Source organism: Streptomyces sp. NPDC047453, assembly GCF_040643155.1.
Taxonomy (GTDB): domain Bacteria; phylum Actinomycetota; class Actinomycetes; order Streptomycetales; family Streptomycetaceae; genus Streptomyces.
This window is the reverse complement of the sequence record NZ_JBEYTS010000052.1, coordinates 1-24729: the sequence shown is the minus strand read 5'-3', so window position 1 is coordinate 24729 and position 24729 is coordinate 1. Positions and strand designations below refer to the sequence as shown.

Below are 24729 nucleotides of genomic sequence, written 5' to 3'. Positions count from 1 at the left end.
TGCCCGACGAGTGCGCTCACGGAGCTGGAGCGGCTTCACCTCACAACAATCACCCTGGCCGGGTCATCCCGAGCGCGCCGGGCTCCACCAGCGTGGCGCTCCTCATGGCACGCACCCGGATCCTGGACGCCGACCACGTCGCCACCTGGGACCTGCCGCCGGACCCCGCCGCCGTGGCCGACGCCCGCGAACACGCATCCCGCCAACTGGCTGCCTGGCACATGCAGGACGCGCAATTCACCACTGAGTTCGTGGTCAGCGAGTTGGTCTCCAACGCCATCCGCTACGCGCAACCTCCGATCCAGCTCCGCCTCATCCTCGAAGCCGACCATCTCACCTGCGAAGTACCGGACAGCAGCACCACCACCCCGCACCTGCGGCGGGCACGGACCTTCGACGAAGGCGGCCGCGGCCTGTTCATCGTCGCTCAGCTGGCCCGCCGCTGGGGAACGCGACACCGCTACGACGCCATCTGGGCGGAACTGGCCACGGGAGACGGCGGCCGCGGCCTCTGGACGAGCTAGTGCTGGGGTTGTCCGTCATGACGCCTGCTCGAAGGCAAGGTCGCTGGCCAGCACCGCGGCGCCGGTCACACCGGCTCGCGGCCCCAGGTCGGACAGCACAACGGGCAGGTTCCTGGTCGCAAGCGGCAGCGACCGGTGGTACACAACGCTGCGGATCTCGGCGAGCAGGATGTTGCCGAGCTGGGCGAGCCCGCCACCGATCACGATCATCGAGGGGTTGGCGAAGCTGACCAAGCCGGCGAGCACGCCGCCGACGTGGCGCCCGCCGTCGCGGATGAGTCGGATGCACGTCACGTCGCCCTCGGACGCGCCCTCGGCCACATCCTTCGCGCCGACCGCGCCGGAGGCGGCAAGCCGCTCGGCCAGTGCCGGGGACCCATTCGAGCGCGCCGCCGCGGTCGCCTCGCGGGCGAGTACGGCGCCGCTGAACAGCGCCTCGAGGCAGCCGACGTTGCCGCAGGAACAGACCGGCCCGTGCGCGTCGACCTGGATGTGCCCGATGTCGCCAGCGCAGCCGTCAGTCCCGCGGTAGACGTGCCCGTCCTGATAGATGCCGCACCCGACCCCGGTTCCGATCTTGACGAACAGGAAATCGTTGACCGAGTGCGCAGCGCCGCCATGCCGCTCGCCTATCGCCATGATGTTCACGTCGTTGTCGACGATCGCGGGGCAGCTGTGCTCACGGGTGAGGTACTCCCGCACAGGGAACCGGTCCCAGCCCGGCATGATCGGCGGCGACACCGGCATACCGTCGCGGAAGCTCACCGGGCCAGGCACCCCGATGCCGACCGCGGTCAGCCGCTCGTACGCCCCCTCCGCACGGGCTTTTGCGAGCAACTCGTCGACGCGGTGGAGGACCGCTTTCGGCCCCGACCGGAGGTCGGCGGACTCCTGGTACGTCGCGATCTGCTCCAGACGACCATTGGTCACCTCGACGTCGATGGAGGTGGCGTCCAGGTCGATGGCGGCGAAACGCAGATCCGGGTTCAGCTCGACGAGCGTCGACCGGCGGCCGCCTCGGGACGTGGCGGGCCCGGCCTCGACGGCGTAGCCCGCCGCGATCAGACGCTCCAGCTCGGCGAGCAGCCGCCGCCGGGGTACCTCAAGGCGGTCGGCCAGCTCAGCACGCGACAACGCGCCTTCATCGCGCAGCAGCCGCAGCAGCCGCAGCAGCTCAACATGCAGCAGTTCTGGGCTTCGCACCGGATTCACCTCTGACGCGTTCATATCAGCACAACATGCTGCGTTGAACCACGATAGTGACTTTTGCCAGGAGTGTTCTATATCTTCGGGCCTTACCTCTAGAACTTTTGTTCTTCTACGTAAAAGCCTCAGACAGGATTCGCCGGCACGCACCCCGCTCGCGCCGCGGTCGCCACCGTGTCGCGTGGCCACCGCGGCGCAAGCAGGACGGAGAGCTGCCAGGTGTCAGCCGCGGAGTGCCGCCATGTTGGTCGCACTGATCCTGGCGAACCGCAGGGACTGGCCCGGATCCGAGCTGCCGCCCGGGGCGTTGTCCTGCTCGTAGTTCGAGTTGTAGTGACCCTTGGCGCCGATGGACTTGTAGAAGGTCTTGTAGTCGATGTCGCTGCGGGGGTCGCCGAACGGGATGAAGTTGTAGCCGTTGCCGACACCGGGTGCCTCGCCGGTGGCGTCGCCGTCCTTGGCGTGGAACAGCTGGTACCGCTGTCGCTGCTTCGCGACCTGGGCGGCCGGGTCGAAGATGTCCTCGACGCGGTTGCCCTCCCAGTCGTAGCGCCACCGCCACTGGTGCTGGGCGACGTGCGCCCAGTACACGTCCAGCTCTATGACGCACAGGGCCGGGTCGGTGACGTCGAGATAGTGCTGCATGAGGCGCTTACCCGACTCTCCCCGCACCTGCGTGGGCGGAATCGGCCTACCTGTCACGCGGTCCTCGGTCACGGTGACCATGGGACCGTCCTGCAGGAAGTTGTACGCCGGCGAGTGGTTGTGGGTGTACATGTGGATGCCCGACTGCAGGCTGATCGTGTTCAGCGCCTCCCATTTCTCACCGGCGACGGTCCACGGCTCGATGTTGCGGTTGCCCGCGTTCGTCGGGTCGTTGCCGGTGCCCATGTACGGCATCCCCAGGATTGCCGCGAATTCGAGCTCGGTCTGCAGCCGCTCGTAGTCCTGTGCGGACATCGCGCCGCCGGGGCTGTTCGGGCCGTTCCACGTGTTCGGTACGAACCCGTGGTTGCCGATCGCCTCCAGACCGTACGCGTCGAGGAAGCCGCGCAGCGTACGCGCGTATGCCAGGTACGCCGCTCGCGACTGCGGTGTGGTGACGCCGCCGGGGGCCGGGTTGGGCACGTCACCGCCGGGGTTCGCGGCGTTCTGGCCGTAGCCGGCGAACTCGATCTGCTTGAAGCCGCAGTTCGCCAGGAACTCGAACAGCTCCAGCCAGCCGCCGGGCAGCGGCACGAGCGGGCCGAGGTCGGTGGGGTCCTGCGGGAAGTTCGGGCCACCCAGGCGACCCATGGTGGGTGAGACGCCGCGCGCCGCGCTCGCCGCGATGCCGACCCGCGTGGGCACGTCGCGCTGGCTGTAGGTGATCGTGCCCAGCTTGCCGCCAGGGATGAGCCGCCCGTTGGCCGCGCTCGCCTGGGCCGGCGTGAACACGGATGCGGGGCCGAGTGGGCTGAACGTCGCGGCCACCGCCGCGCCCGTGCCGACCATGAACCGGCGCCGGTTGAACTTGCTGTTGAAGGCCATTGTGGTCCCTCTTTCGAAGTGGCTGAACCAAACCAGGGCCGGGGCGCCGTGCCGATCGCACGGCGCCCGGCCGCGGGGTCGTGCTACGGCGCGCTCACCCCTCGTCCGCCGAACTCGACCCAGTTGAGGTTGAACAGGTTGGCGCCGGTCTGGCCGCCCGTGACCGACCGGAACACGAGGTAGATCTTGTGCTTGCCGCCCGGGTTGGTGATCGGGAACGTCTGGCTCTGCCACTTCGCCGTGTCACCGGTCGACGTGAGCTTCGCCGTGGTGAGAATCGGCCCGCCGACCGAGTCGAGGTGGACCTCGACGGCGGCCATCGGGCCACCCGCCGGCACCTGCGTCGACGTGCTCGCCACCCGGAACGTCATCGAGTCGCTGTTCAGCAGGTTGAACGGTCCGTTCAAGGCGATCCAGTCGCCGCTGCCGAGGCTGCCGCGGTGCTGGCTTCCGCCGTCCGGGTCGTTCGTCGTGGCGACGTTGGTACCGGACTCCTCGAGGGCGAACTCGACCTCCTGGCGCTTTTGCCGGATCTCGTTCTGAGCGACCGTCGTCAGCGCCGGAACACCGCCGGCACCACCGCGATCGGTGTATGAGGCGCTGATGACGCCGAACACGTTGCCCCCGTGGGACACGTCGTCAGGGTCGGTCGGCAGCACACCCGTGCAGCCGTGGACGGTCTGCTCGGCGTGGCCGTGACTGTCGTGGCCGAGGACGAACGTCACCTCGACCCGGCTGCAGTCGATCGTCTTGTCCTCGGGGTCGGTGACCGTCACCGAGAACGGGATGCTCTCGCCGAAGGAGAACAGGCCGCCCTCGACCGGCGTACTGACGGTCACGGTGGGCGCGGTGTTGCCGACCGTGATGGTCGTGTTCGCCGAGGCGGACTTGCCGCTCGAGTCGAACACCGTCAGTCGCGCGGTGTACTGCCCCGGCGTCGTATAGGTGTACTTCGGGTCGGGGTCGATCGAGTCGACGACTCCGTCACCGTTGAAGTCCCACTCGAACCGGATCGAGTCGCCCGGGTCGGGATCCCGCGAGCCCTCGCTGGAGAACTGCACGGTCAGCGGTGCGGAGCCGTTCGTCGGCGTCGCCGCGAGCTTCGGGATCGGTGCGCGCTGGCCCTTGACGTAGTCCCACCGGTACATGCCGGCGTCGTTGTTGCTGGTGAAGAAGCCGTCGCCGTAGGCGAGCAGGTAGAAGTGACCGTTCCCGTCGAACTGCATGTCCATCGGGTTGTCGCACTCGAACGGGTTGTTCGTATCCGGGACCCGCTTTGCAGAGAGGCCGCCGCAGTCGAGCAAGTTGTTGATCTTGAACACCCGGCCCTTCGAGTCCAGTCGGATCTCCCGCAGGGTGTCCCGGGTGAACTCGCCGAAGAAGACCGCGTTGTCGTAGTACGGCGGCAGCTTCGTCGGATCCGAGTTGCCCGGGTCGAAGTGGTACTTGGCCGCGCCGTGCGGGCCGACACCACCGGTGCCGAGCTCGGGGAACAGCCGCGGGCAGGTGGTGGCACCGGAGCCGTTGTAGTAGGCGAAGCACGGCGTACCGATCGGGTTGTCCGCCCGGTTCTCGGGTGTGAACGAGTACCAGATGTCCGGGTTGGTGATCGGCGGGCCGTATTCCAGGCCGGGCTCGACGGTGGGCCCACCGGAGAGGTTCCACCGGGAGTCGTTCTGTGGACCGCGGTTGGGGTTGTCGCACTCGAACGGCTGCGGCGGACTGTCCTGCGGCGTGGAGGTGTTGAAGTCCCAGCGGTAGTACGGCAGGTCCGTCCGGTAGCACAGCGGCCAGCCGTAGTTCGCCGGCTTGCGAACGATCTCGACCCGGCCGGTCCCAGCCGGCCCGCGGAAGTTCTGCGGGGTCTGCGAGTCGGGCGAGTAGTCGGTGACGTAGGCGACGTCGTTCTCGTCGACCTGGATCCGGAACGGGTTCCGGAAGCCCATCGCGTAGATCTCCGGACGGGTCTTGTCCTTGCCGACGGGGAAGAGGTTGCCCGTGGGGACCGTGTAGGCGCCGCCGAACTTGTTCTGATCGCCGGCGGCGATGGCGCCGTCCTTGACCGTGATGCGCAGGATCTTGCCGCGCAGGTCGTTGGTGTTCAGCGACGAGCGGCGAGCGTCGACGTGCGGGGCGTTGAACTGTCCGTTCGTGGTCAGCATGTCGTTGAAGGGACTGAAGCCCCCGGAGTTGCCGCCGCCGGCCGGGGTGTCATCGCCGGTGACCATCCACAGGTTGTTGTGCTTGTCGAAGTCGATGTCGCCCGCGACATGGCAGCAGGCGCCGCGGTTGACCGGAACGCGCATGATCTCCTGCTCGGACGCGACGTCGAGGTGCGCCGGCTTGTCCGCGGTGGCATCGACGAACTTGAAGCGGGAGAGCTGGAAGTACCCGACCCAGGGATCCCATGCCGCCGGTGAGTCCCCGGTGTTCGGCGCGTTCGCCTCCGGAGTCGTCTGCGTGACGATCTTGCCGGTCGACAGCTTCACGTCCTTCACCGTGGGTGGCGCGTAGTAGAGGTAGACCCAGTGGTTGGTCTTGAAGTCGTTGTCGATCCCCGGCCCGTACATGCCGTCCTCGCTGGCCTGGTAGACCGGGATCTGGGCCAGCACGGTGGTCTTGTTCGACTTGGGGTCGTGCAGCCGGACGCTGCCGCGGCGGTCGGTCTGGATGACCCGGCCGTCGGGAAAGACGTCGAAGCCGATCGGCTCGCCCAGGTTCGGCGGTGCCGCGACGGTCGTCTGCTGGTAGTTGGCCAGCACCGTCGCGCCGCAGTCGGAGTACACCGGGTCGGCCTGCCCGGCCGCCCACTTGATCGCGCCACCGAGGTGCGAGCGCAGGTCGGTCTCGCCGAAGCTGGCGGCGGTGTTGCCGAGCGCGGTGTAGAACGAGCGGCCGCCCTGCCAGTCCTTGCACCAGGTGACCGGGTGGTCGTGCCCCATCGTGCCGCCGCTGATGCCGGTGAGCGTCCCACCCCACGACTGCTGCTTGAACGCGTCCTCGACGACGGTGGCGATGACATGGCTCTTGCCACGCACGTTGGACTTGAAGTTGTACCAGGCGTCGGTGCGGGTCCAGTACTCCGGCAGGTTCTTCGACGCCTCGTGGACGCGGTCGGCGACCTTGATGGTGCCGGGCTGCACGCCGGTCCGGCCGGACGCGCGGGTGCCGAGGGCGTCGGACAGGAAGTCCCAGCCGGGCTGGGCCTCGATCGCCGAGCCGATGCCGACGAAGCCGCCGCCCGCGCGGTAGTACGCCTCGAAGGCGTCCTGCTGGGCAGTGGTGAGCAAGTCGCCGCTGGTGTTGAGGAAGACGACGGCGCGGTACTGCTTGAGGTGCTCCTCGTCGAACTTGCGGGCGTCGTCGGTCACCTGGACCGCGAACCGGAGTTGATCGCCGAGCTGTCTGATGGCGCCGACACCTGCGGCGGTCGCCGCCGGGTCTCCGCCCGTGGATTTCGTGAAGACCAAGACTCTGTATTGCATGCCGCGGCTGTCCGGCGCGGCCGCGGCCGCCTCCGGGGCGGACGTCGATGCCAGGCCGATGAGCGCGCTGGCCACGAGCGCGAGCAGCACGCCGAACGCGGTGAGGCGGCGGCGGAGGGCTATGCGCATGGAACCTCCTCGGGGGTACGCCCGACCAACGGGCCGTCGCGCGGAGACGGTCCGGCCGGGAAGGGTGCGGTATGCGCCGGTATGTCCAGAGGAAAAGGCAAACGGATGGTCGGTCGCTGCAGTGTGATTGGGGATGAAGTGACGGCAAGTGCGTCCACTACGCCGACTTGCGCGTCAGTCGCTCACCGGGATCACTGGTGAACGACCGACGCGGTCCAAGTTCTTGCGCGGATCGTATAGGCGCGAATCCGCCAAAGATAGAGTCTGATGCGCGAAAGTTTTTCGCAAAAGAACTGAACTTCTGCTCAAACAAGCCAAAGTCCGCTGAAGGCGAGAGGAACGCCGTTGCCCAGCCGACGTTATCGCCGACGAGGACACGGTGTGCGATGTGATCCACCGGTTCAACGAGTTCGGCCTGGCCTGTCTGGAACCTTGCTGGGCGGGAGGCCGTCCCCGCCGACTCAGCCCTGACGACGAGGACTTCGTCGTCAAGACGGCCATCACCCGACCGACCAAGCTCGGCGAGCCCTTCACCCGCTGGTCCCTGCGCAAGCTCGCCGCCGACCTGCGCCGCGTCCACACCCGCGTCATCCGCATCGGCCGCGAGGCCCTGCGCTGTCTGCTCACCCGACGCGGCGTCACCTTCCAACGCACCAAGACCTGGAGCCCGGTGCGTCAGAAGGGCAGGCCCTGGAGGTCCACGCTGACGGTGGGCTGGGGCAGGTCGGCCAGGTCGTACGTCATGGTGCTCAGCGGGCAGGGTCGGGGGCCGGCAGGCTGTCGGAAGGTGACCGGCACAAACACGTGGCGCCATCCGAGTTGCGTGCAGAGCGGAACCAGCTCCGGGCGGCAGAGCAGCATCACCGTTTCGGCCCCGGCCTCCCGTGCGTGTTCGATCGCGACGCTGATCATGGTCCTGGCGATGCCCCGGCTCCGATGAGCAGGGTGCACCAGCACACTGCCCAGCCCAGCGACGCGACGCGGTGCCCCGTCGAATGCCATCTCCCGTACCAGCAACCCCGTGGAAGCCACCAGTCGGCTGTCACGGAAAGCCGTGAGCGTGTGTTCCTTGTCCGACCAGACCAGACCGAGCCCGTTGATCCCGAAGGGGTCGGGCCGACCATCGCAGAGTGCGGCGGTGTCCTCCCGGTCGCCGGGGCCGGGCGCGTAGTGCAGTCGGAGGTCAGAATCACTGCCCTGCACCGCGGGCGCTTCCGCGGCCGGGTACACGGTGGGATCGAACCGGTACCGCACACAGTGCAGGCCACTGGACCGGACGGTCCCGGCCTCCTGGGCACCCAGGCGGCGCAGCACCGCGATCGAGGCCATGTTGCCAGGCAGGACGAACGCGAAGACGGCCGGGAGCTTGAGCCGGCGAAATGCCAGGTCCAGGCAGGCACGGCCTGCCTCCGCCGCGATACCGCGGCCCTGTGCCCGCGGATGGATGGCGAAGCCGAGGTCGACCCCGTACCCGGCCCGATTGCGCAGTCCCACCCGTCCGAGGAAGGCATTGCTTGTCGCGTCCCTGACCGCGAAGTCGCCGTAGCCGTTCCTGGCCCAATGCGCGACGTGATCGTCACACATGGCCTCGGCTGCGGACCGGCTGTCCGCCCGGCCGGTCGCCAGCCACCGCATCACACTGTCCTGACTGACCACAGCTTCGAACAGATCGTTGCTGTCCTCGCGGCGGATCGGCTCCATCACCAGCCGCTGGGTGCGCACAACAGGTCCATGCAACCGAGCCACTCTGCAACTCCCCTCAGCCAACGGGAGAAAAGCCTACGGGGGTGGCGATGTAGCCAGCGGGGGTGTCCAGTTGACGGGCGACGGTTTCGTAGCGTCTGATGCCGCGGACGCAGTCTCCGCAGAGCTGTACGACAAGTACGCGCGCACCGTCTACAACTACGCCTCCCACGCTCGGCTTCGCTCGCGCGGGCGGCGTCCCCCCCATCGCCGCACCGACCGAAAGCCCAAGTACGTCCAGTACGAGGACTTCCGGCCCGCACTCAAAACATGGCCTGCCGCGGTGCTAGCCCATCTTCTTCCAGGGCCCGTTCGGGGTACCCGGGGTTTGGTTGCGGGTGTACCACTGGGCCTGGTAGATGCTGCCCTGATAGGTGACCCGGTCGCCGGAGTTGTAGATCGTGGTCGGGGTCCAGGCCGCGATTCCGTTCGGTCCGGGGGGCGCCTGCTCCTCCCACGAACCGGTCGGGTCACCGGGGGCCTCATTCCGGGTGCGCCAGTCCGCCTTGAAGGACTTGCCTTGGTAGACGGCCACGTCGCCCGCGTTGAAGATCCGCGAGGCCGTCCAGATGGCGGTCCCGTCCTCCGTCATGGCGATCTCCTGCCACGGGCCTTGCGGGTCCCCTGGGTTCTGGTTCTGCGTGCTCCAAGAGGCCATGTACATCTTGCCCTGGTAGCCGACCTTGTCGCCGGTCTTGTACGACGTCGAGGCGCTCCATGCCTGGGGCAGGCCCACCGTGACGGTCAGGGTCTGGGCTTCCGGTGTGAGCAGATCGCTGCCCGAGTAGGACGCGAGCATCACGTGGCTTCCGACGGCCAGCCCGATCGGCAGGGTGAACGTCGCCCTGCCGTTGGTCAGGGTGGCCTTGCCGCGCGGGGTAGCCCCCTCGTTGAGGGTGACGGTGCCGGTGACGGGCAGGCCGGGGGCACTGACCGTTACCGTCACCGTGGCCGCCGTCCCGTACTGCGCCGCCGGGGCGGTCGTGGCCATCTTCGGGACGACCGGCATGATCACGACCGTTGCCTGCTTCGTCGCGGTGAACCCGTAGTCGTCGGTCCCGGTCACCGTCACCGGGTAGCTGCCGGGCATGGACGTGTTGACATGGGAGAGGTCGACGTCGATCGAGCCAGGGGCGTTGAGCCTCCCGCCGAGACCGTCGAGCACCTCCGCTCGGGTCATGCCGGGGCCGGCGAGGGAGACGGAGTCCTTGATCAGCGTGATCTTGACGACTGGCACCACGTGCACGGTCACCGCGACCGGGTCGGAGACGTAGCCGTCCTTCTTCGCGGTGACCAGCACGGTGTAGTAGCCCGCCGTGCCGTAGTCGACGTCACTGGAGTCGACGGTGATGGTCGCGCCGGCGGAGTCGGACATGACGCCGATGGCGCTGCGCAGGGCCGCGTCGTCGGCCGGCCCGTGGCCGGCCTGGTAGACCAGCGCGTCCTTGCCCACGGTGACGGTCGGGGCCGGGGCAGACGGAAGCGGGGTGCCGAGCGTGAAGGTGGTCACGACCGCGGTGTGGTCGCTGGTCCAGGCGTTGGCGTTGCCATCGGTGTCCGACGGCCAGCCGGCGACGAGGGTGTTGGAGCCGAGCATATGGAGGTCGCTGCCGGCGTAGTCGACGTAGTCGATCCGGTCGTGCGGCTCGGCGGCGCCGGTCGTCGGGTTGGTCGTCACGATGGGCGACCAGGTGTTCCCGGGATCGGCCGCCGGATCGGGGTGGGCCTTGCGGAAGGCGTCCGTCAGGCCCGTGCCCGTGATGGCGTCGGGCACCGGCCAATGGACGGCGCCGACGTTGCAGTGCTTGGCAGCGGTGGCCTCGGTCCAGTCGGCGGCCGACGGGGAGGCGAGGTCGCCGAGGAACACCACGGGCGTGGTCTCGGCCGAGTCGACCTCGGGCTTGATCGCGGCGGCGATGGTCTGAGCCTGGGCGTAGCGGGTGCTCGCCTTCTCCGCGGCGACAACGGCCGACCCGTCGGTTCCGGCCTTGGCGCAAGCCTGCTCCGGCCCGTAGGCAGTCTCGTCGAGAGCAGCATTCCACACCCGGACGTTCCGGCCGCCCACGTTGACGGTCACACCGACGGCGGGGGCCGAGTCGGTCGCGGCGACAACCCCGGTCGAAGAGATGGGCCAGGCCGAAACGATGCCGAGACCGCCTGCGCCCTCGTAGTCGTACCAGCCGAGTGCCTTCGCGAGCTGGTGCGCGCCGGTTCCGCCGTCCTCCTGGACGCCGATGACGTCGAGGCCGTTGTTGGCGATGACGGTGAGGTTCTTCAGCAGCGAGTCGTCCACATGCTTGCCGGCGTCCCAGAGGTTCCAGGTCGCGGCAGCGACCTGTGGGGCGTCATCGGCGGCGATGACCGGAACCTCGACGGTGACCTGGGAGGTCGTGGTCCCGTCGGTGGCCTGCACGGTGATCGTGCCCGGGTGCTGGGGCGCTGTGCTCGGCGCGGTACCGCTCACGACCCCGTGAGCATCGACGCTGAGCCAGGAGTCACCGCTGGTCTTCTTGTACGAGGTGACGGCGTTGCCGTTCCACAGGCCGGCCACCGACTGCGAGACCGCGGCGTTCACTCGGGCCTGCGGGGCGTGGAAGGTGTCGGTGACGAAGCCCTCGGGCACGGTGGCGACGGGGGTGGTCGGCACGTCGACCGTCGACTCGTCCGGCAGCGCGGCGTCGGCGGGCTTGGTGGCGTTGTAGTCGTTGGCGACCTGGGCCGCCGTGAGCGGCTGGTTGTAGAAGTCGAAGTGGTCGACCAGGGCGTCGACGGAGGCGGTGTAGGTGCCCGTGCCGTCCTGGCCGATCGTGAACGGAAGGCCCGAGTTGAAGTTGGTCGCCGAGGTGATCTGGGAGGCGGAGGAGGTGGTGAACAGCGCACCGTCGACGTAGTAGCTCATCTTCTGCGCGCTACGGTCGACCACCACGGTGAGGTAGTGCCACTTGCCCTTCAACGCGGTCGGGTTCGTCTCCGAGTACTGGCGCGTGCTGCCGGTCGGCTGGCCCCAGCAGGCCCGGGTCGTCGACGTGCCGGAGAGGTGGTGCAGCGAGACGCCGGCGTTGGAGCACGAGCCGAAGTTCTGATTGCTCACCAGCGGGGAGTCGGAGGTCGCGCCGTACTCGCCCCACCACGTGGAGAACGAGAAGCTGCCCGAGCCGTCCGTCTGGCCGGCCACCTTCGGCAGTTGGAGGAAGTTGGTTCCGGCGCTGACGTGGGCAGCGCGGCCCGAGAGGCCCTTCGCGTAGGCGGGGGTGCCCTTCCATACGGCGTTGTTGCCCTGGCCGGAGCCGTCGCTGACCGCACCGTTCTTGTCGGCGTCGAAGTCGTAGGAGGCCACCGGCGCGACGGTGTCGCCGGCCGCGCGGTAGCGACCCCAGACTGCGTACAGGGTGACCTTTTCGTCGGCGGTCGCGGTCAGGTTGGTGACGTTCTGGCCGTCGGTGTAGGCCGGCTTACCGGTCGGGCTGGTCGCCCAGCCGAGGAAACCGTGACCGTCGTGCTTGAAGCCGTTCGCGGTCAGCGCGGCGGACCGGTCATAGGTGAACGGCTGTGTGGCGGTGGCCCCGCCGGTGGCGCCGTTGCCATCGAAGACGACCGTGTACTTGTTGGCCGATGAGACCGCCTTGATGACGACGTTCTGCGAGGGCATCGTGAAGGTGCCGTCATCCGCGATCGTCAGGTCGGCCGGGGAGTCGGCCTGCCAGGTGGAGGAGTAGCCCGTCGCAGGGGTGGCGGTCAGTGTGACCTTCGAGCCGGGGGCCACCCAGCCCCCGGTCGAGTCGGAGGATGAGCTCACCTTGACGTGGCTGTCGCCGGTCTCGGTCACCTGAAAAGTGCCTGCCGGCGCCCACTGGGCGTAAAGGGTGACGTTGCCGTTGTCAGTGGAGGTGAGGTTCTTGACGCTGTCCTGGTCGGTGTAGGCCAGTGCACCGTTCGGGGTGAGGCTCCAGCCCATGAAGTGCTTGCCCGCGTTGGTGAAGTCAGCGGACGCGGGCGCAGCGGCGGGTAGTCGCTCCACTGGTCCTCGGCAGGCACCTGCGTCGCGATCGTGCCGCCGGCTCGGGCGATCGCGACCAGGGCGGCGGTGTCCGGCAGCGACGGGGCGTCAAGGACCGGACGGGAGAAGTCGATTGCGCTGGTCAGGTCGCCACTGATGGTGCGCCGCCACGGCGAGATCATGGTGCTCAGCGCCGGGGTGCCCATCGAGGTGGTCCACACTTCGAGGAAGCGGATGATCGAGGTGTGGTCCATGACCTCGGAGTTGACCCAGCCGCCACGGGTCCACGGCGAGATCAGAATCATCGGGACGCGGGCGCCGTAGCCGAGCGGGGTGCCGCCGGAGTACTCGTTGGCTGTTCCCGGCTCCGGGAACGGCGGCAGGACGTGGTCGAAGTAGCCGTCGTTCTCGTCGAAGTTCAGGATGAGCAGGGTGTGGTTCCAGATGTCCGGGTTGCTCTGCAGGGCCTGGATCACACGGCTCGTGTAGTGAGCGCCGTGCTCCGGGTTGGCGGAGGGGTGCTCGGACCACCTGTACGGCGAGACGATCCAGGAGACCTGCGGCAGCGGGAACTCGGCGTCGGGGGCGCAGGCAGCGATGAAGTCACGCAGGACGCCATTGAGGTTGGTGTCGCTGTCGTTGTCGGGCAGGCCGTCGGGAGCGTACGGGAAGGAGTTGGCGCGCCACACCAGGCCGGTGCCGGGAGCGGTCTTGGTGGTGTCGGCGAGGTTCGCCGCACTCGGGGTGAAGGTGGCGAAGCCGCGGATCGGGTTGTCCTGGTAATCGCCCCGCCATCCGTCGCCGTTGTTGTTGTCGACGTAGACGCGCCACGAGACACCGGCCGCCTGGAGCGCCTCGGGGTAGGTCTGCCAGGCTCGGTTGCCGGAGGTCTCGCCGCCGTTGCCGGTGACGCCGTTGGACGTGCCGGTCCACAGGTAGAGCCGGTTGGGCGTGGTCGGCCCCATGAGCGAGCAGTGGTAGTTGTCGCACACGGTGTAGTTGCTGGCCAGCGACCACTGCCACGGGATCTCGTCGCCGGTGAGGTAGTTCATGGTCGCGCTGCCCTTGGCCGGCACCCAGTTGTCGTACCGGCCGCCGTTCCATGCCGAGGCGCCCGTGCCGTAGTCGTGGGCGAGGCCGGTCGTCGATTGGGCAACGGTCGTGACGTGTTTCGGCTTGACCGTGCTCGAGCCGCTGGGCTGTGAGAAGACGGTGGTGCCGTTCTGGAACCGCAGTGCCTGCTTGTCGTTGAAGCCGCGGAGCCCGGGCATCGCCCCGTAGTAGTGATCGAAGGAACGGTTCTCCTGCATCAGGATCACCACGTGCTTGAGGTCGGCCATCGTGCCGGTGAAGCCCTCGGGCAGGACGTAGGCTGCCGGCTTCCCGCGTCCGCCGGTGGCCGTCAGGCCGAGAGCGCCGCCACCGACGAGCGCGGTCGCGCCGCCGAAAAGGCCCATGGCCTTGAGCATGCCTCGCCGCGAGAGTCCCAATCGCAGGATCGAGTCGGGGACAATGACTTCCTGCTGCGAGTTATCAGACTGAGAAAGCTCGGGGTCGGTGGCCATCGGACGCTCCTGATACGCATGAACTGACTGGTGAATGCAGTTCTGATCGGAAGCGCCGTGGATTAATGCCCAATGAACATGTCACGACCAGTGGATTCGGTGCTCAAGCGGGCGGATTCGATCGCCGACTGCGCGCAGTGGGCCGCGTCCGGCGCCTTGTGCGCTCACTCGCGCGGAGACAGCAACGTCCGCGCGACGTCCCCGGCCCGAACGTCGACAGCCATCAAATCAGACACGTAGCGATCGACCGCGACTTCGACCATCTGCCCGTCGCAGGTCGCGGTAGTGCGGCTGACCTGCAACAACGGGCTGGATCGCCGAAGGTTCAACAGCCGGGCATCCTCACTGGAGGCCGCGACCGCCTCGATCCGGTGGTCTCCGAGCACGGCTCGAACGCCGGCGAAGTCCAGCGCGCCGAAGAGGGAAGGCACGTCGTCGGGAAGCGCGTCGATCAGCGGTAGCACCCACGGCGCCCACGTCGACCGTTCGACCATGACTGCACGACCGTCGAGCGTGCGCACCCGGGCGAAACGCAGGATCTCCTCGCCCAGCCCGATGCCGAGCAGACGGGCCTCCCGCGCAGTCGCGCCACCGCGCTCGCGGCGCACAATCCGCCCGCCGAATTCACGCCCGTGCTCCGCGGCCCACTGCGAGAACGAGCGCATCTCCCCCACTGTCTGCGTCTGATGCCCGACTTGAACGAGCCAACCCGAGTTGGGCCGCGACACCAGCACACCTCGACGGGCCAGGGACGCCAGAGCGGTGCGGACCCGGGCCCGGGTTGTGGCGTACTCCTCCGCAAGGGCCTGCTCGCTGGGCAGCCTCTGCCCGGCGAGGTAGACCCCGTCGGCTATGCGCCGCTCGATGTCCGCCGCGATGGCCCCGTGTTCCTTTCCCGAGACCGAACCGGTGGGCATCATGGAGGCACGTTCCTTGTCGAAAGCGGGATTGACGTTTCGCGTGGGGAAGGCTAGCAGGGCGATTCTGGTCTTTAACCTTTCTTTAAATTCGATGTTTCGTGACGGTCCGTCCGTTTGTCCGGCGGGCCGTTTCGGCTGTTCCTGCCATCGGCATCGACGACGTCCGCATGAGGTATGACCAGCGCGGCCAGGACTACGTCACACAGCGGACCGCGGAATGCATGGGACAGATCAGGGCGGCGGCGACGCCGGCGAAAGCCAGGAAATGCTCCGCCTCCGTGGAGTTTGGTCGGTCGTCGCCGCCGGGGTCCGCGCCGGGAGCGAATGGGCGGGATACCCCCGCACAAGCGGCTCCAGCCCCTGGCTGTCGTGGGTGTTCGCGGCGGAGATGCCGAGGGAGAGAGGCAAGGCCTTCCTCGACCTCGTCACGTGACTGATCACCCACCGACACGTCCAACGCCTTTGTCAGGGCCTCTTACTCGACGACGAGGTCCACCGGGATGTTGCCGCGGGTGGCGTTGGAGTACGGGCAGACCTGGTGGGCCTGCTCGACCAGCTTGCGGCCGGTGGCCTTGTCGATGCTGTCGGGCAGTTCGACGCGGAGGGTGACGGCGAGCGCGAAACCCTCGCCCTGCTTGCCGATGCCGACCTCACCGGTGACCGCGGCATCACTGACATCCACCTTCGCCTGCCGGCCGACCACGCCGAGGGCGCTGGCGAAGCAGGCGGCGTACCCCGCGGCGAACAGCTGCTCGGGGTTGGTGCCCTGCCCGTTGCCGCCCATCTCCACCGGGATGGCCAGCTGCAGGTCGAGCTTGCCGTCGGAGCTGACGGCGCGGCCGTCCCGGCCGTGAGTGGCGGTGGCGACGGCGGTGTAGAGCGTGTCCATGGGGACCAAGTCCTCTCGAAGCGATACGAGTATCGGTTGCCGACGTAAGTAGAGCACACAATTGAGTTGTGCACAATCAAATGGCGCGGTGTCCGGTTATCCTGGCCGTATGACTACCGAGGTTCCGCCCAGCGCCCCGCCGAACGAGGAGTGGCTGCGTCTGGACCGCCAGATCTGCTTCTCGCTGCACGCCGCCTCGCGTGCCTTCAACGGCGTCTACCGCGTGGTCCTCAAGGAGCTCGGGCTGACCTACCCGCAATATCTGGTGATGCTGGTGCTCTGGGAGCACGGCGACACGCCCGTGAAGCGGCTCGGGGAACATCTGCGGCTGGACTCCGGCACCCTGTCCCCGCTGCTCAAGCGGCTCGAGGCGGCCGGCCTGGTGCATCGGGAGCGCAGCGCGCGCGACGAGCGGTCGGTCGAGGTGCGGCTCACCGAGGAGGGCGCGGCACTGCGCGAGCGGGCGCTCCGGGTGCCGCACCGGATCGGCACGGCGACCGGCTTCACCGTCGACGAGATCCGCGAGCTGCGCACCCGCCTCGACCGGCTCACCATGGCGCTCGACGCGGCGGCCCTGGAGGAGGCTCCCGACTGCGGGTGACAGCTGCCGGAAACGCGGGGTGGGGCCGGAGGCGTGTGGATGCCGCCGCCCAGCACGTGCGCGACTTCGGCGAGATCCCCACCGACCGCCTCGCGCCCCCAGGCGCCCTGCCATGGATTGACGCTGTCGGTGCCGGCCAACTGCCCGGCCTCACAGGCTTCGCACTCCACATGCTCCGAGCCATGGAGTCCGCCGAGGACGCAGCCGACAAGTTGAACTTAGTGCAAGACGGTGCGTACCGTTGAGGACATGGCACGCAACACCCTCACCCGCGACCAGATCGTCCATGCCGCAATCGAGCATCTGGACACGGACGGCCTCGAAGGCCTGAACATGCGCGCCCTGGGCAAACGGCTCAACTCCGCTGCTACCGCCGTGTACTGGCACGTCAAGAACAAGGACAACCTCGTACTGCTCGCCACCGACCAGGTCTGGAGCGAGCTCGAACTACCCGACCTGGCAACGGTCGACTGGCGCACCGCAGCCACCACCATGGCCACCGACCTGTACGCGATGTTCACCAGGCACCCCTGGCTGGTGCAGGTCCTCGCTGCCCACGTCGTCTACGGCGAGGGCAAAGCCCGCCACGACGACCACCATCTCGCCGTCTACGAGACCGCGGGCTTCACCGCCACCCAGGCCGACCAGGCCGCGGCCGCCGTCTTCACCTACGTCCTCGGCAACGCCGCCGGCACCGCCGCGACCGCTGCACTCACCCGCAAACTCGGCGACGGCAGCACCACCGCGGAAGAGCAGGTGCAGGCCGCCATGACCCAAGCCCAAGAGATCGCGATGCGCTACCCGCGCCTGCGCGCCCGCCTGGAGACCCCCGCGGCGACCGGCTACGCCGCCGCCCCCGACGGGACCTTCGAACTCGGCCTCCACGCCCTCCTTGACGGGCTGGAGAAGCAGCACACCGGCAAGGCCGGCGGCCAATGATCCCCGCACACCGTCGGCTGGATGCCCGCGGTTCGCTGCGTCGCCGCCTGCCGTAAGGCGGTTCAGTGGGGCGCGCAGCCCATCACGCCCCCTCGCGTTCGGCTGCGAACTCATGCACAACTGAGCCTGCCCCGAAACCGACCTGTACCGCGTCGTCATCAACGACTACTTCCGCCGCAAACAGGCCATCGGCGAGAAGACCGGCACCCTCTTCCAGTAAAGCCGGCAGCCCCCGCCACTGAACGAACCCGTGACACCGGGCCGAAGGCATCCGGGGCGTCCCGCGAAAGGGCGCTATACCTCCGATGGCGGGGCCCCGCCACACCGTATTCCTCACCTCCAACACCGGGTCCTACTTGCGGAAACGTCAGCTACGACCGAATCGATGCATACAGCAACGAATAGCAACGAATAAGGACGGTTACCGCCATGAGCCGCACCATGCTGGCGTACCGCATCCCTGAATGGGAACACCCCGCCGAAGTCGTCGAGGTCCCCGTACCGACACCGGGGCCGGGCCAGGTCCTGGTCAAGGTGGCCGGATGCGGGCTGTGCCACTCCGACTTCACCATGCTGGGCATGCCCGCCGAAACCGGCCGCGCCATGGGCTGGAACATGCCCTTCACCCTCGGCCACGAGACCGCTGGCTACATCGCCGAACTCGGCCCGGGCGTCACCGGCTTCACCCCCGGGGACGCGGTGGCACTGGTCTCCCCCGCCTCCTGCGGCACCTGCTCCTTCTGCGTCCGCGGCCAGGACAACAACTGCCCCAACGCCCCCGCCGGACGCGGCTTCGGCCGTGACGGCGGCCTCGCCGAATACGTCCTCGTCGACGACCTGCGCGCACTGCTGCCGCTGCACGGCCTCGACCCGCGCACCGCGGGCCCGCTCACCGACGCCGGCGCCACCTCCTACCACGCGGTGCGTCGCGCGGTGCCGCGCATCCGTCCTGGCGGCACCGCCGTCGTCATCGGCGCGGGCGGCCTCGGCGCATTCGCGGTGCAGTATCTTCGCCTACTCACCGGCGCCAACGTGATCGCCGTCGACACCGACCAGGCCCGTCTGAAGCTGGCCCATGAGCTGGGCGCGCACGACACGCTCGTTGGCACCAACGAGCAGACTGCCGATCAGATCCGCGCGCTCACGGACGGGTACGGAGCGGACGCCGTGCTGGACTTCGTCGGCGTGGACGCCACCATCGCCACCGGCACCGCCGCCGTCCGCCCCGCAGGCGCCTACGGCCTCATCGGTGCTGCCATGGGCCGCCTCCAAACCCCCTGGTACGGCGGACTGCCCCGCGACGGCGAAATCTTCAACTTCCAGGGCAGCAGCATCGCCGACGTCCAAGAGGTGATGACGCTCGCCGAAACCGGACGCATCCAGAACAACGTCGACATCTTCCCCTTCGCCAAGGTCGAGGAAGCGTACAAGGCACTGCACGACGGCACCCTCCACGGCCGCGCGGTCGTCACCTTCGACAACTGAACCGGGCAGTACCCGGGGTGCGTATCCGTTTCGCCAAACCCGACGTTGAGCCTTGCGTTTGGGGAACAGGCAAGATGTGCACCTGACCTCGCAGCGCCCCCGCCATCCAGCCGGGGCGCTGCGTTCGCTATCTCCTCGGGCGTGAGACGTCAGGGAACTCGGCGCCGTCAGCGGGGTGGCGAGCAGTCGGCGGCCGACGCCGGGATCGCCGGCAGGAAGCAGGCCGCGAGCGCGCTCGGCGCCATGAGTCGGCGGTGCCCGGACGCTTCAAGTCATAGGCACACGTGGTCCCTTGACTCCATGCAGCCTCGGTCGTCGCTGGCGTGTCCATGGCCGCACATGTCACACGATCGCCATTCGGCCGACATGTGTAAATCCACCCCACGAACCTTTCGCAATCGCACATTGCCCTCTTTTGCACAGCAGTTGACCGATGTACCTTCCCCGCATGCCGATATTTGCCCGCCGCACGCGCCTCAGAGGCAGCTCACTGGCGTCCGTGGCCACCGCCACCTTAATGACCGTGTTCCTGTTCCCGGGTGCCGCACACAGCGCCCCCGGCACCGAGCGAGTCGCAGCGGCCGCTGCCGCGACTCCGCGCGAGAGCCGGCCCGTCTACTCGTACGCCGACGCGATCCGCGAAACCGTCTGGGTCGACACCGGGCTCGACGGTGACGGCGACGGCCGCACCGACCGCGTCGCCGTCGACATCGTCCGCCCCCGCGAATCCGCCGCCCAGGGCCGCAAGATTCCCGTGATCATGGACGCGAGCCCCTACTACTCCTGCTGCGGGCGCGGCAACGAAAGCCAGAGGAAGACCTACGACGCGCACGGCAACCCGGTCCAGTTCCCGCTCTTCTACGACAACTACTTCGTGCCCCGCGGCTACGCCTTCGTCGCCGTGGACCTGGCCGGCACGAACCGTTCCGACGGCTGCGTCGACGTCGGCGGCCGCTCCGACATCCAGTCCGCGAAGGCCGTCGTCGACTGGCTCGGCGGCCGCGCCCACGGCTACGCCACCCGCACCGGCGGCGACCGCGTCCGCGCCTCCTGGACCAATGGCGCCACCGGAATGATCGGCAAGAGCTACGACGGCACCATCGCCAACGGCGTCGCCGCCACCGGCGTCAAGGGCCTCAAGACGATCGTCCCGATCGGCGGCATCTCCTCCTGGTACGACTACTACTTCGCGCAGGGTGCCCCGCTCTACGACTCAGGACCCGAGTGGCTGTCCGACTACGTGGAGAGCCCGGCCGCCCGCGCCCGCTGCGCCGCCGTGCAGAAGCGCCTGGTCGACGAGGCGCCTCGCACCGGCGACTGGACCCGGCTGTGGAACGAGCGCGACTACGTCAAGGACGCTCACAAGGTGAAGGCCAGCGTCTTCGTCATCCACGGCATGCAGGACCTGAACGTGCGCACCAAGCACTTCGGACAGTGGTGGGACGCCCTCGCGAAGGCAGGCGTCGAGCGCAAGATCTGGCTGTCGCAGACCGGCCATGTCGACCCCTTCGACTTCCGGCGCGCCGAGTGGGTCCGCACCCTGCACCGCTGGTTCGACCATGAACTCCTCGGCTACGACAACGGCGTCGACCGCGAACCCATGGCCGACATCGAGCGCACCCCGGACCACTGGTCCACCGACCGTGTCTGGCCGCCCCGCTCCACCGCCGCGACCACCCTGCGCCCCGGCAACGGCAGCACACCGGGCGTCGGCACCCTCGGCCTGCACCGCGCCCCCGCAGGCGCCACCGAGACGTTCACCGACGACCCGAAGCTGAGCGAGGACGACTGGGCCGCCGGGATCGACCAACGGACCGCCGCCAAGGCCGGATTCGTGACGCCGCCGCTCGCCCACGACCTGCGCCTGTCCGACTCGTCCACGGTGACCGTGACCGCGACGCCCACGACCACGACCGCTCACCTGTCGGCCGTCCTCGTCGACCTCGGACCCGCCACCATCCGCGACTACGCGGGCTCCGGCGAAGGCATCACCACCCTCACCGACCGGACCTGCTGGGGCGCGAGCACCAGCGGCGACAACTCCTGCTTCAAGGAGACCAAGACGAAGACCACCGACGTCAACCACACCGTCTTCAGCCGCGGCTGGGCCGACCTCGGCAGCTACGCCGACCCCGGAAAGGGCAGGCCCCTCACCCCCGGCAAGCCCTACACGATCACCCTGTCCCTCGCGGCGAGCGACCACGTCGTCCCGGCCGGACACCGCCTCGCCCTGATCGTCGCCGGCACCGACCAGGACCTCATCGACCCGCCGTCCAGCACCCCGACCCTCACCCTCGACCTGGCCCGTACCTCGGCCCGGGTGCCGTTCGTCGGCGGCGCCGAAGCCTTCGTACGCGCCACCGAGGTCCCCCAAGCTCTCGGCTCCGCTCGAGCAGGGGGCACCTCCGTGCCGTCCGCGTCTGTCACCCCCCACGCGTCCCGTTCCGAGGGCGTGGCCCCGCCACGCCCGGCCCGCCGCATCCCGGGAGGTAGTCTCTGATGACACCGCGTAGCCGCACCCTCGCCCTGGCCATCGCGACGGCCGCACTTGCCGCACCTCTGGTGACAGCGCCCGCGCAGGCCGCCGACTCCCCGCTCCGTACCGGATTCGAAACCTCCGGCGGTGCGCGCTGGACGACCCAGCCCGAGGAGCAGGACTTCCTCGCCGCCGTCGACAAGGCCAGCGACCGGATGTCCATGTCCCAAATCGGCACCACCAAGCAGGGGCGCCCGCTCCAGCTCGTACGAATCGGCGAACACCGCACCGCCGAAACGGTGTTGCTGGTCTGTTCCCAGCACGGCAACGAGCCCTCCGGGCGCGAGGCCTGTCTGACCACCATCCGCGACCTCTCCTTCGCGCAGGACGCACGGACCCGCAACTGGCTCGCCCACAGCAACCTCCTCGTCGTGCCCACCGCCAACCCGGACGGCCGCGCCGCCAACACCCGGGGCAACTCCGACGGCGTCGACATCAACCGCGACCACCTTGCCCTGCAGACCGCCGAAGGGCGGGCCATGGCCGCCGTGATCCGCGACCAGAAGCCCGACGTCGTCTACGACCTGCACGAGTACGGCGCCACACCCAAGTACTACGACAAGGACCTCTTCGACCTGTGGCCGCGCAATCTCAACACCGACCCCAAGGTGCACGAGACGGCCGAAGCCCTGTCGGGTTCGTATGTACGGCCGGCCGCGAACGGTGCCGGGTACTCGACCGGCACGTACGGCATCTGGACCGACCCGGTCACCGATGAGCCCCTCAAGCAGACCGCCGGTGACGGACAGGAACGCATCCTGCGTAATATGTCGGGGGTCAAGCACTCCGTCGGCCTGCTCATCGAAAGCCGCGTCGACGCGCTCAGTGACGCCGAGAAGGCCGACCCGGCGCTGAACCACCGTCGTCGCGTGCAATCCCACCTCTCCGCTCTCGGCGGCCTGTTCGACTACACCAGGGAGCGGCACGGCCAGATCGTGTCGGCCACCCACTCCGCCAGGGCGGCGGGCTACAGCGACCGCGGCCCGGTCTACCTCGGCGGCGCGGACAACGAGCCCGCACAGCCGTCCGAGGTACTGGACAAGGCGCCCTGCGGCTACCGGCTCACCGCAGCCCAGTACGCCGACGTCAAGGACGAACTCGCCCTGCACGGCGTGACGGTGCGGCCCGAGGGCGACGGCGCGTTCGTGCCGCTGCGGCAGTCGATGCGCGCGCTGGTGCCTCTACTGCTCGACGCGCGTGCGCAGTACGAACTCGTGGCGGGCACGCCCGTGGACAAGTGCTGACGTCCCACCGCAGCCGGGTCCGCGTCGTGCCTGCCCTGCGGGCGCACGACGAGGACAGGGACCCGCTCGAATAGACCGAGGCGGCCCGGCCACCGAGCACCAGCCGGGCCGCCTCCCGGGCGCAACCCCACGCCACGGTGACCCCGGCGCCGCCGAAGCACGTCGACCCGTTCGCGTCGACGCCGAGCACGCGCGGCACCCGCAGCAAGGGCAGCGGCAATTCGGCCGGCAGCCGCAGGACCGAGAGGCGAGCGCCCAGCAGGCCCCTAACTCGTTGATCATCCAACCGAGTTGGTCCCTCGCCCTCGCAGACCTGGCCGGCCGGCGCAACCACTCCCGCACGCGCACGGGCGCACGCTGATCGCCATGGAGTCGGCTCATGACGCACTACACCTGGCGCATGTATATGAATATTTGAAACGAGTGAGAAATCCATTTGCATTTCATGACAGGCAGCGTTTTTTCAGTATTTGGGGGTGTCACAAGGTGGACGATCAGTGGGTCCCCGACCGAACCGGTCCGGGGAATGGCGGGGCGTCAGCCCCGACTCGTAGGGAAAGGTCTGAACATGATCAACGGGTTGAAGAGAGCTGCGGCCCTGGGGGCAGCGACGGTGGCCCTGGCCGCGGGCGCGGTTGTCGGCACGGTCGGCACCGCATCGGCCACGCCGCAACACCACCAGGCGACGACGGTGTCGCGCCACGGCATGGAGGCGGCGGGCCACTGGACACGCCTGCGGCACCCGGGATACCGGGACCGGCACCACCACTCGCACGCCACCTGGACCCGCGTCGGGCACCCCGCCCACCGGGACTGCCGCCGCTGACCCCGCAAGCTCCGCCGGCGCCCGCCGATAGAGGTGCCGGCGATCCGGCCGGCCCCCGGCGCGTCCCTTCGAAGGCGTGCCGGGGGCCGGTTCAATTTGGTTGCACCTGCTCTCCTCTGCCCGTGCGCGTGGAAACTACGTCCACGCTGCTGAATTCGAACTCGTGATATCGGCTGTTCAGGCTGCCATCGGGAAACGCGGCGAGGGCCGCGGTCTGGTCCGGGAGGGCGGGCAACATGCGGATCCACACCGGGAAATAAGCCAACAGAGTCCCCCTGCTATGGTGCGCCGATGTCACCGATCAAGAAGTTCCAAGTCACCTTCGACTGCGCGGAACCTGAGCGCGTCGCTCGCTTTTGGTGCGAGGTGTTGGGGTACGTCGTACCGCCGCCACCGGAGGGGTTTGCCACGTGGGAAGATTTCGATCGCTCTCTGCCGCCTGAGCGGCAGGGTTCTGCGTTCGCCTGCAGTGATCCCTCAGGCGTGGGCCCGCGGCTGTACTTCCAGCGCGTTCCCGAAGGCAAGGTCGTCAAGAATCGGCTGCATCTTGACGTGCGGGTCGGCACCGGGCTCGTGGGTGAAGAGCGCCTCGCCACGCTCGAGGCCGAGTGCGCACGGCTGGTCGCGCTCGGCGCGGTACGCGTGCGACTGCTGCCTGCCGATGACGACAATGAGTCGTGCATCGTGATGCAGGACATCGAGGGCAACGAGTTCTGTCTCGACTGAGCATCCTCCAAGAGGGCGAGGTGGGGAGCCGTCTCCCTTGGTGGTCCGGCCGGCGGCGGCTTTCGCATCGGATTCCCACCCGCCGAGGCCGGCAGCCTCATCGCGCGCCGGTAGCGCACCGAACTCGTACTGCCCCGGCGCACGATCTGCTGCAGCTTCTGCCCCTCCTGGTCGGTCAGTCCGCGCACGCGGACAGGCTCGGCCACCACATCTCCAGCGGTCGGGTCGGACCTCAATCCCCGTCCAGCCGCCACGACCACCAGCCCGGCGAACCTATGCGGTCACAGCACTAGGGTCTGTGCCGAGTTGAGATCTTCATGTGAGGCTGCGGAGCCAGATGACCGCGCCGCGTAAGTGAAGTCCGGCGAGGTAGCTGACCGGGGT

Annotated in this window: 14 protein-coding genes and 5 pseudogenes; 9 read left to right on the top strand and 10 right to left on the bottom strand. The window is 68.6% G+C overall.

What is annotated here, in order from left to right; all coding sequences use genetic code 11:
* Positions 1–62 precede the first annotated feature (62 nt).
* Positions 63–524, top strand: a pseudogene (locus ABZ818_RS31230) (ATP-binding protein); the annotation flags it as partial.
* Positions 525–539: 15 nt separating this feature from the next.
* Here ABZ818_RS31230 and ABZ818_RS31225 read toward each other — a convergent pair.
* The 3 genes from ABZ818_RS31225 to ABZ818_RS31215 all read right to left on the bottom strand — a co-directional run bounded on the left by ABZ818_RS31225 (position 540) and on the right by ABZ818_RS31215 (position 6874).
* Positions 540–1751, bottom strand: a complete 1212-nt coding sequence (locus ABZ818_RS31225) for an ROK family protein (protein ID WP_361421973.1) — start codon at positions 1749–1751, stop codon at positions 540–542.
* A 201-nt stretch (positions 1752–1952) separates the two neighbouring features.
* Positions 1953–3260 carry a hypothetical protein gene (locus ABZ818_RS31220; protein WP_361421970.1) on the bottom strand — a complete coding sequence of 436 codons (1308 nt, stop codon included), beginning with the start codon at positions 3258–3260 and terminating at the stop codon, positions 1953–1955.
* Between the two features lie 83 nt (positions 3261–3343).
* The gene (locus tag ABZ818_RS31215) at positions 3344–6874 is read right to left on the bottom strand and encodes a ThuA domain-containing protein (protein WP_361421967.1); all 3531 of its coding nucleotides are present in this window, start codon (positions 6872–6874) and stop codon (positions 3344–3346) included.
* 361 nt (positions 6875–7235) lie between these two features.
* Between ABZ818_RS31215 and ABZ818_RS31210 the strand changes: the two are divergent.
* Positions 7236–7538: pseudogene (locus tag ABZ818_RS31210) on the top strand (helix-turn-helix domain-containing protein); the annotation flags it as partial.
* A gap of 11 nt (positions 7539–7549) precedes the next feature.
* Here the strand turns inward: ABZ818_RS31210 and ABZ818_RS31205 are convergent.
* The 6 genes and pseudogenes from ABZ818_RS31205 to ABZ818_RS31180 all read right to left on the bottom strand — a co-directional run bounded on the left by ABZ818_RS31205 (position 7550) and on the right by ABZ818_RS31180 (position 15988).
* Positions 7550–8611, bottom strand: coding sequence for a GNAT family N-acetyltransferase (locus tag ABZ818_RS31205; RefSeq protein WP_361421964.1), 1062 nt, complete (start codon positions 8609–8611; stop codon positions 7550–7552).
* A 292-nt stretch (positions 8612–8903) separates the two neighbouring features.
* On the bottom strand, positions 8904–12635 hold the full coding sequence (locus ABZ818_RS31200) for a carbohydrate-binding protein (RefSeq protein ID WP_361421961.1): 3732 nt from the start codon (positions 12633–12635) through the stop codon (positions 8904–8906).
* A gap of 212 nt (positions 12636–12847) precedes the next feature.
* Positions 12848–13954 (bottom strand): annotated as a pseudogene (locus tag ABZ818_RS31195) (alkaline phosphatase family protein); the annotation flags it as partial.
* 389 nt (positions 13955–14343) lie between these two features.
* Positions 14344–15099, bottom strand: a complete 756-nt coding sequence (locus ABZ818_RS31190) for a GntR family transcriptional regulator (protein ID WP_361421958.1) — start codon at positions 15097–15099, stop codon at positions 14344–14346.
* 275 nt (positions 15100–15374) lie between these two features.
* Positions 15375–15516: pseudogene (locus ABZ818_RS31185) on the bottom strand (IS5/IS1182 family transposase); the annotation flags it as partial.
* Between the two features lie 58 nt (positions 15517–15574).
* Positions 15575–15988, bottom strand: a complete 414-nt coding sequence (locus tag ABZ818_RS31180) for an organic hydroperoxide resistance protein (protein ID WP_361421955.1) — start codon at positions 15986–15988, stop codon at positions 15575–15577.
* A 109-nt stretch (positions 15989–16097) separates the two neighbouring features.
* Here ABZ818_RS31180 and ABZ818_RS31175 point away from each other — a divergent pair, with 109 nt between their 5' ends.
* From ABZ818_RS31175 to ABZ818_RS31145, 7 genes are all read left to right on the top strand, one after another.
* Entirely contained in the window at positions 16098–16589 is a 492-nt protein-coding gene (locus ABZ818_RS31175; RefSeq protein ID WP_361421952.1) for a MarR family transcriptional regulator, read from the top strand.
* A 249-nt stretch (positions 16590–16838) separates the two neighbouring features.
* Positions 16839–17528 (top strand): TetR/AcrR family transcriptional regulator C-terminal domain-containing protein, encoded by a 690-nt coding sequence (locus ABZ818_RS31170; protein WP_361421949.1) that lies wholly within the window; start codon positions 16839–16841, stop codon positions 17526–17528.
* 429 nt (positions 17529–17957) lie between these two features.
* On the top strand, positions 17958–19013 hold the full coding sequence (locus ABZ818_RS31165; RefSeq protein WP_361421947.1) for an NAD(P)-dependent alcohol dehydrogenase: 1056 nt from the start codon (positions 17958–17960) through the stop codon (positions 19011–19013).
* Positions 19014–19446: 433 nt separating this feature from the next.
* Complete coding sequence (locus ABZ818_RS31160; RefSeq protein WP_361421944.1) at positions 19447–21513, top strand: Xaa-Pro dipeptidyl-peptidase; 2067 nt, start codon at positions 19447–19449, stop codon at positions 21511–21513.
* Positions 21513–22793, top strand: a complete 1281-nt coding sequence (locus ABZ818_RS31155) for a M14 family metallocarboxypeptidase (protein ID WP_361421941.1) — start codon at positions 21513–21515, stop codon at positions 22791–22793. The genes ABZ818_RS31160 and ABZ818_RS31155 overlap by 1 nt, the downstream gene beginning before the upstream one ends.
* Positions 22794–23361: 568 nt before the next feature.
* Positions 23362–23619 (top strand): hypothetical protein, encoded by a 258-nt coding sequence (locus tag ABZ818_RS31150; protein ID WP_361421938.1) that lies wholly within the window; start codon positions 23362–23364, stop codon positions 23617–23619.
* A 291-nt stretch (positions 23620–23910) separates the two neighbouring features.
* Complete coding sequence (locus ABZ818_RS31145; RefSeq protein ID WP_361421935.1) at positions 23911–24345, top strand: VOC family protein; 435 nt, start codon at positions 23911–23913, stop codon at positions 24343–24345.
* Positions 24346–24416: 71 nt separating this feature from the next.
* Here the strand turns inward: ABZ818_RS31145 and ABZ818_RS31140 are convergent.
* A pseudogene (locus tag ABZ818_RS31140) lies at positions 24417–24551 on the bottom strand (IS630 family transposase); the annotation flags it as partial.
* Positions 24552–24729 lie beyond the last annotated feature (178 nt).

Excerpts from the sequence above, each read along its gene's own strand:
- ABZ818_RS31180 (WP_361421955.1), bottom strand. The coding sequence starts at position 15,988 with ATGGACACGCTCTACACCGCCGTCGCCACCGCCACTCACGGCCGGGAC.
- ABZ818_RS31155 (WP_361421941.1), top strand. The coding sequence starts at position 21,513 with ATGACACCGCGTAGCCGCACCCTCGCCCTGGCCATCGCGACGGCCGCA.
- ABZ818_RS31150 (WP_361421938.1), top strand. The coding sequence starts at position 23,362 with ATGATCAACGGGTTGAAGAGAGCTGCGGCCCTGGGGGCAGCGACGGTG.
- ABZ818_RS31190 (WP_361421958.1), bottom strand. The coding sequence starts at position 15,099 with ATGATGCCCACCGGTTCGGTCTCGGGAAAGGAACACGGGGCCATCGCG.
- ABZ818_RS31175 (WP_361421952.1), top strand. The coding sequence starts at position 16,098 with ATGACTACCGAGGTTCCGCCCAGCGCCCCGCCGAACGAGGAGTGGCTG.
- ABZ818_RS31225 (WP_361421973.1), bottom strand. The coding sequence starts at position 1,751 with ATGAACGCGTCAGAGGTGAATCCGGTGCGAAGCCCAGAACTGCTGCAT.
- ABZ818_RS31160 (WP_361421944.1), top strand. The coding sequence starts at position 19,447 with ATGTACCTTCCCCGCATGCCGATATTTGCCCGCCGCACGCGCCTCAGA.
- ABZ818_RS31220 (WP_361421970.1), bottom strand. The coding sequence starts at position 3,260 with ATGGCCTTCAACAGCAAGTTCAACCGGCGCCGGTTCATGGTCGGCACG.
- ABZ818_RS31145 (WP_361421935.1), top strand. The coding sequence starts at position 23,911 with ATGTCACCGATCAAGAAGTTCCAAGTCACCTTCGACTGCGCGGAACCT.
- ABZ818_RS31215 (WP_361421967.1), bottom strand. The coding sequence starts at position 6,874 with ATGCGCATAGCCCTCCGCCGCCGCCTCACCGCGTTCGGCGTGCTGCTC.
- ABZ818_RS31165 (WP_361421947.1), top strand. The coding sequence starts at position 17,958 with ATGAGCCGCACCATGCTGGCGTACCGCATCCCTGAATGGGAACACCCC.
- ABZ818_RS31170 (WP_361421949.1), top strand. The coding sequence starts at position 16,839 with ATGGCACGCAACACCCTCACCCGCGACCAGATCGTCCATGCCGCAATC.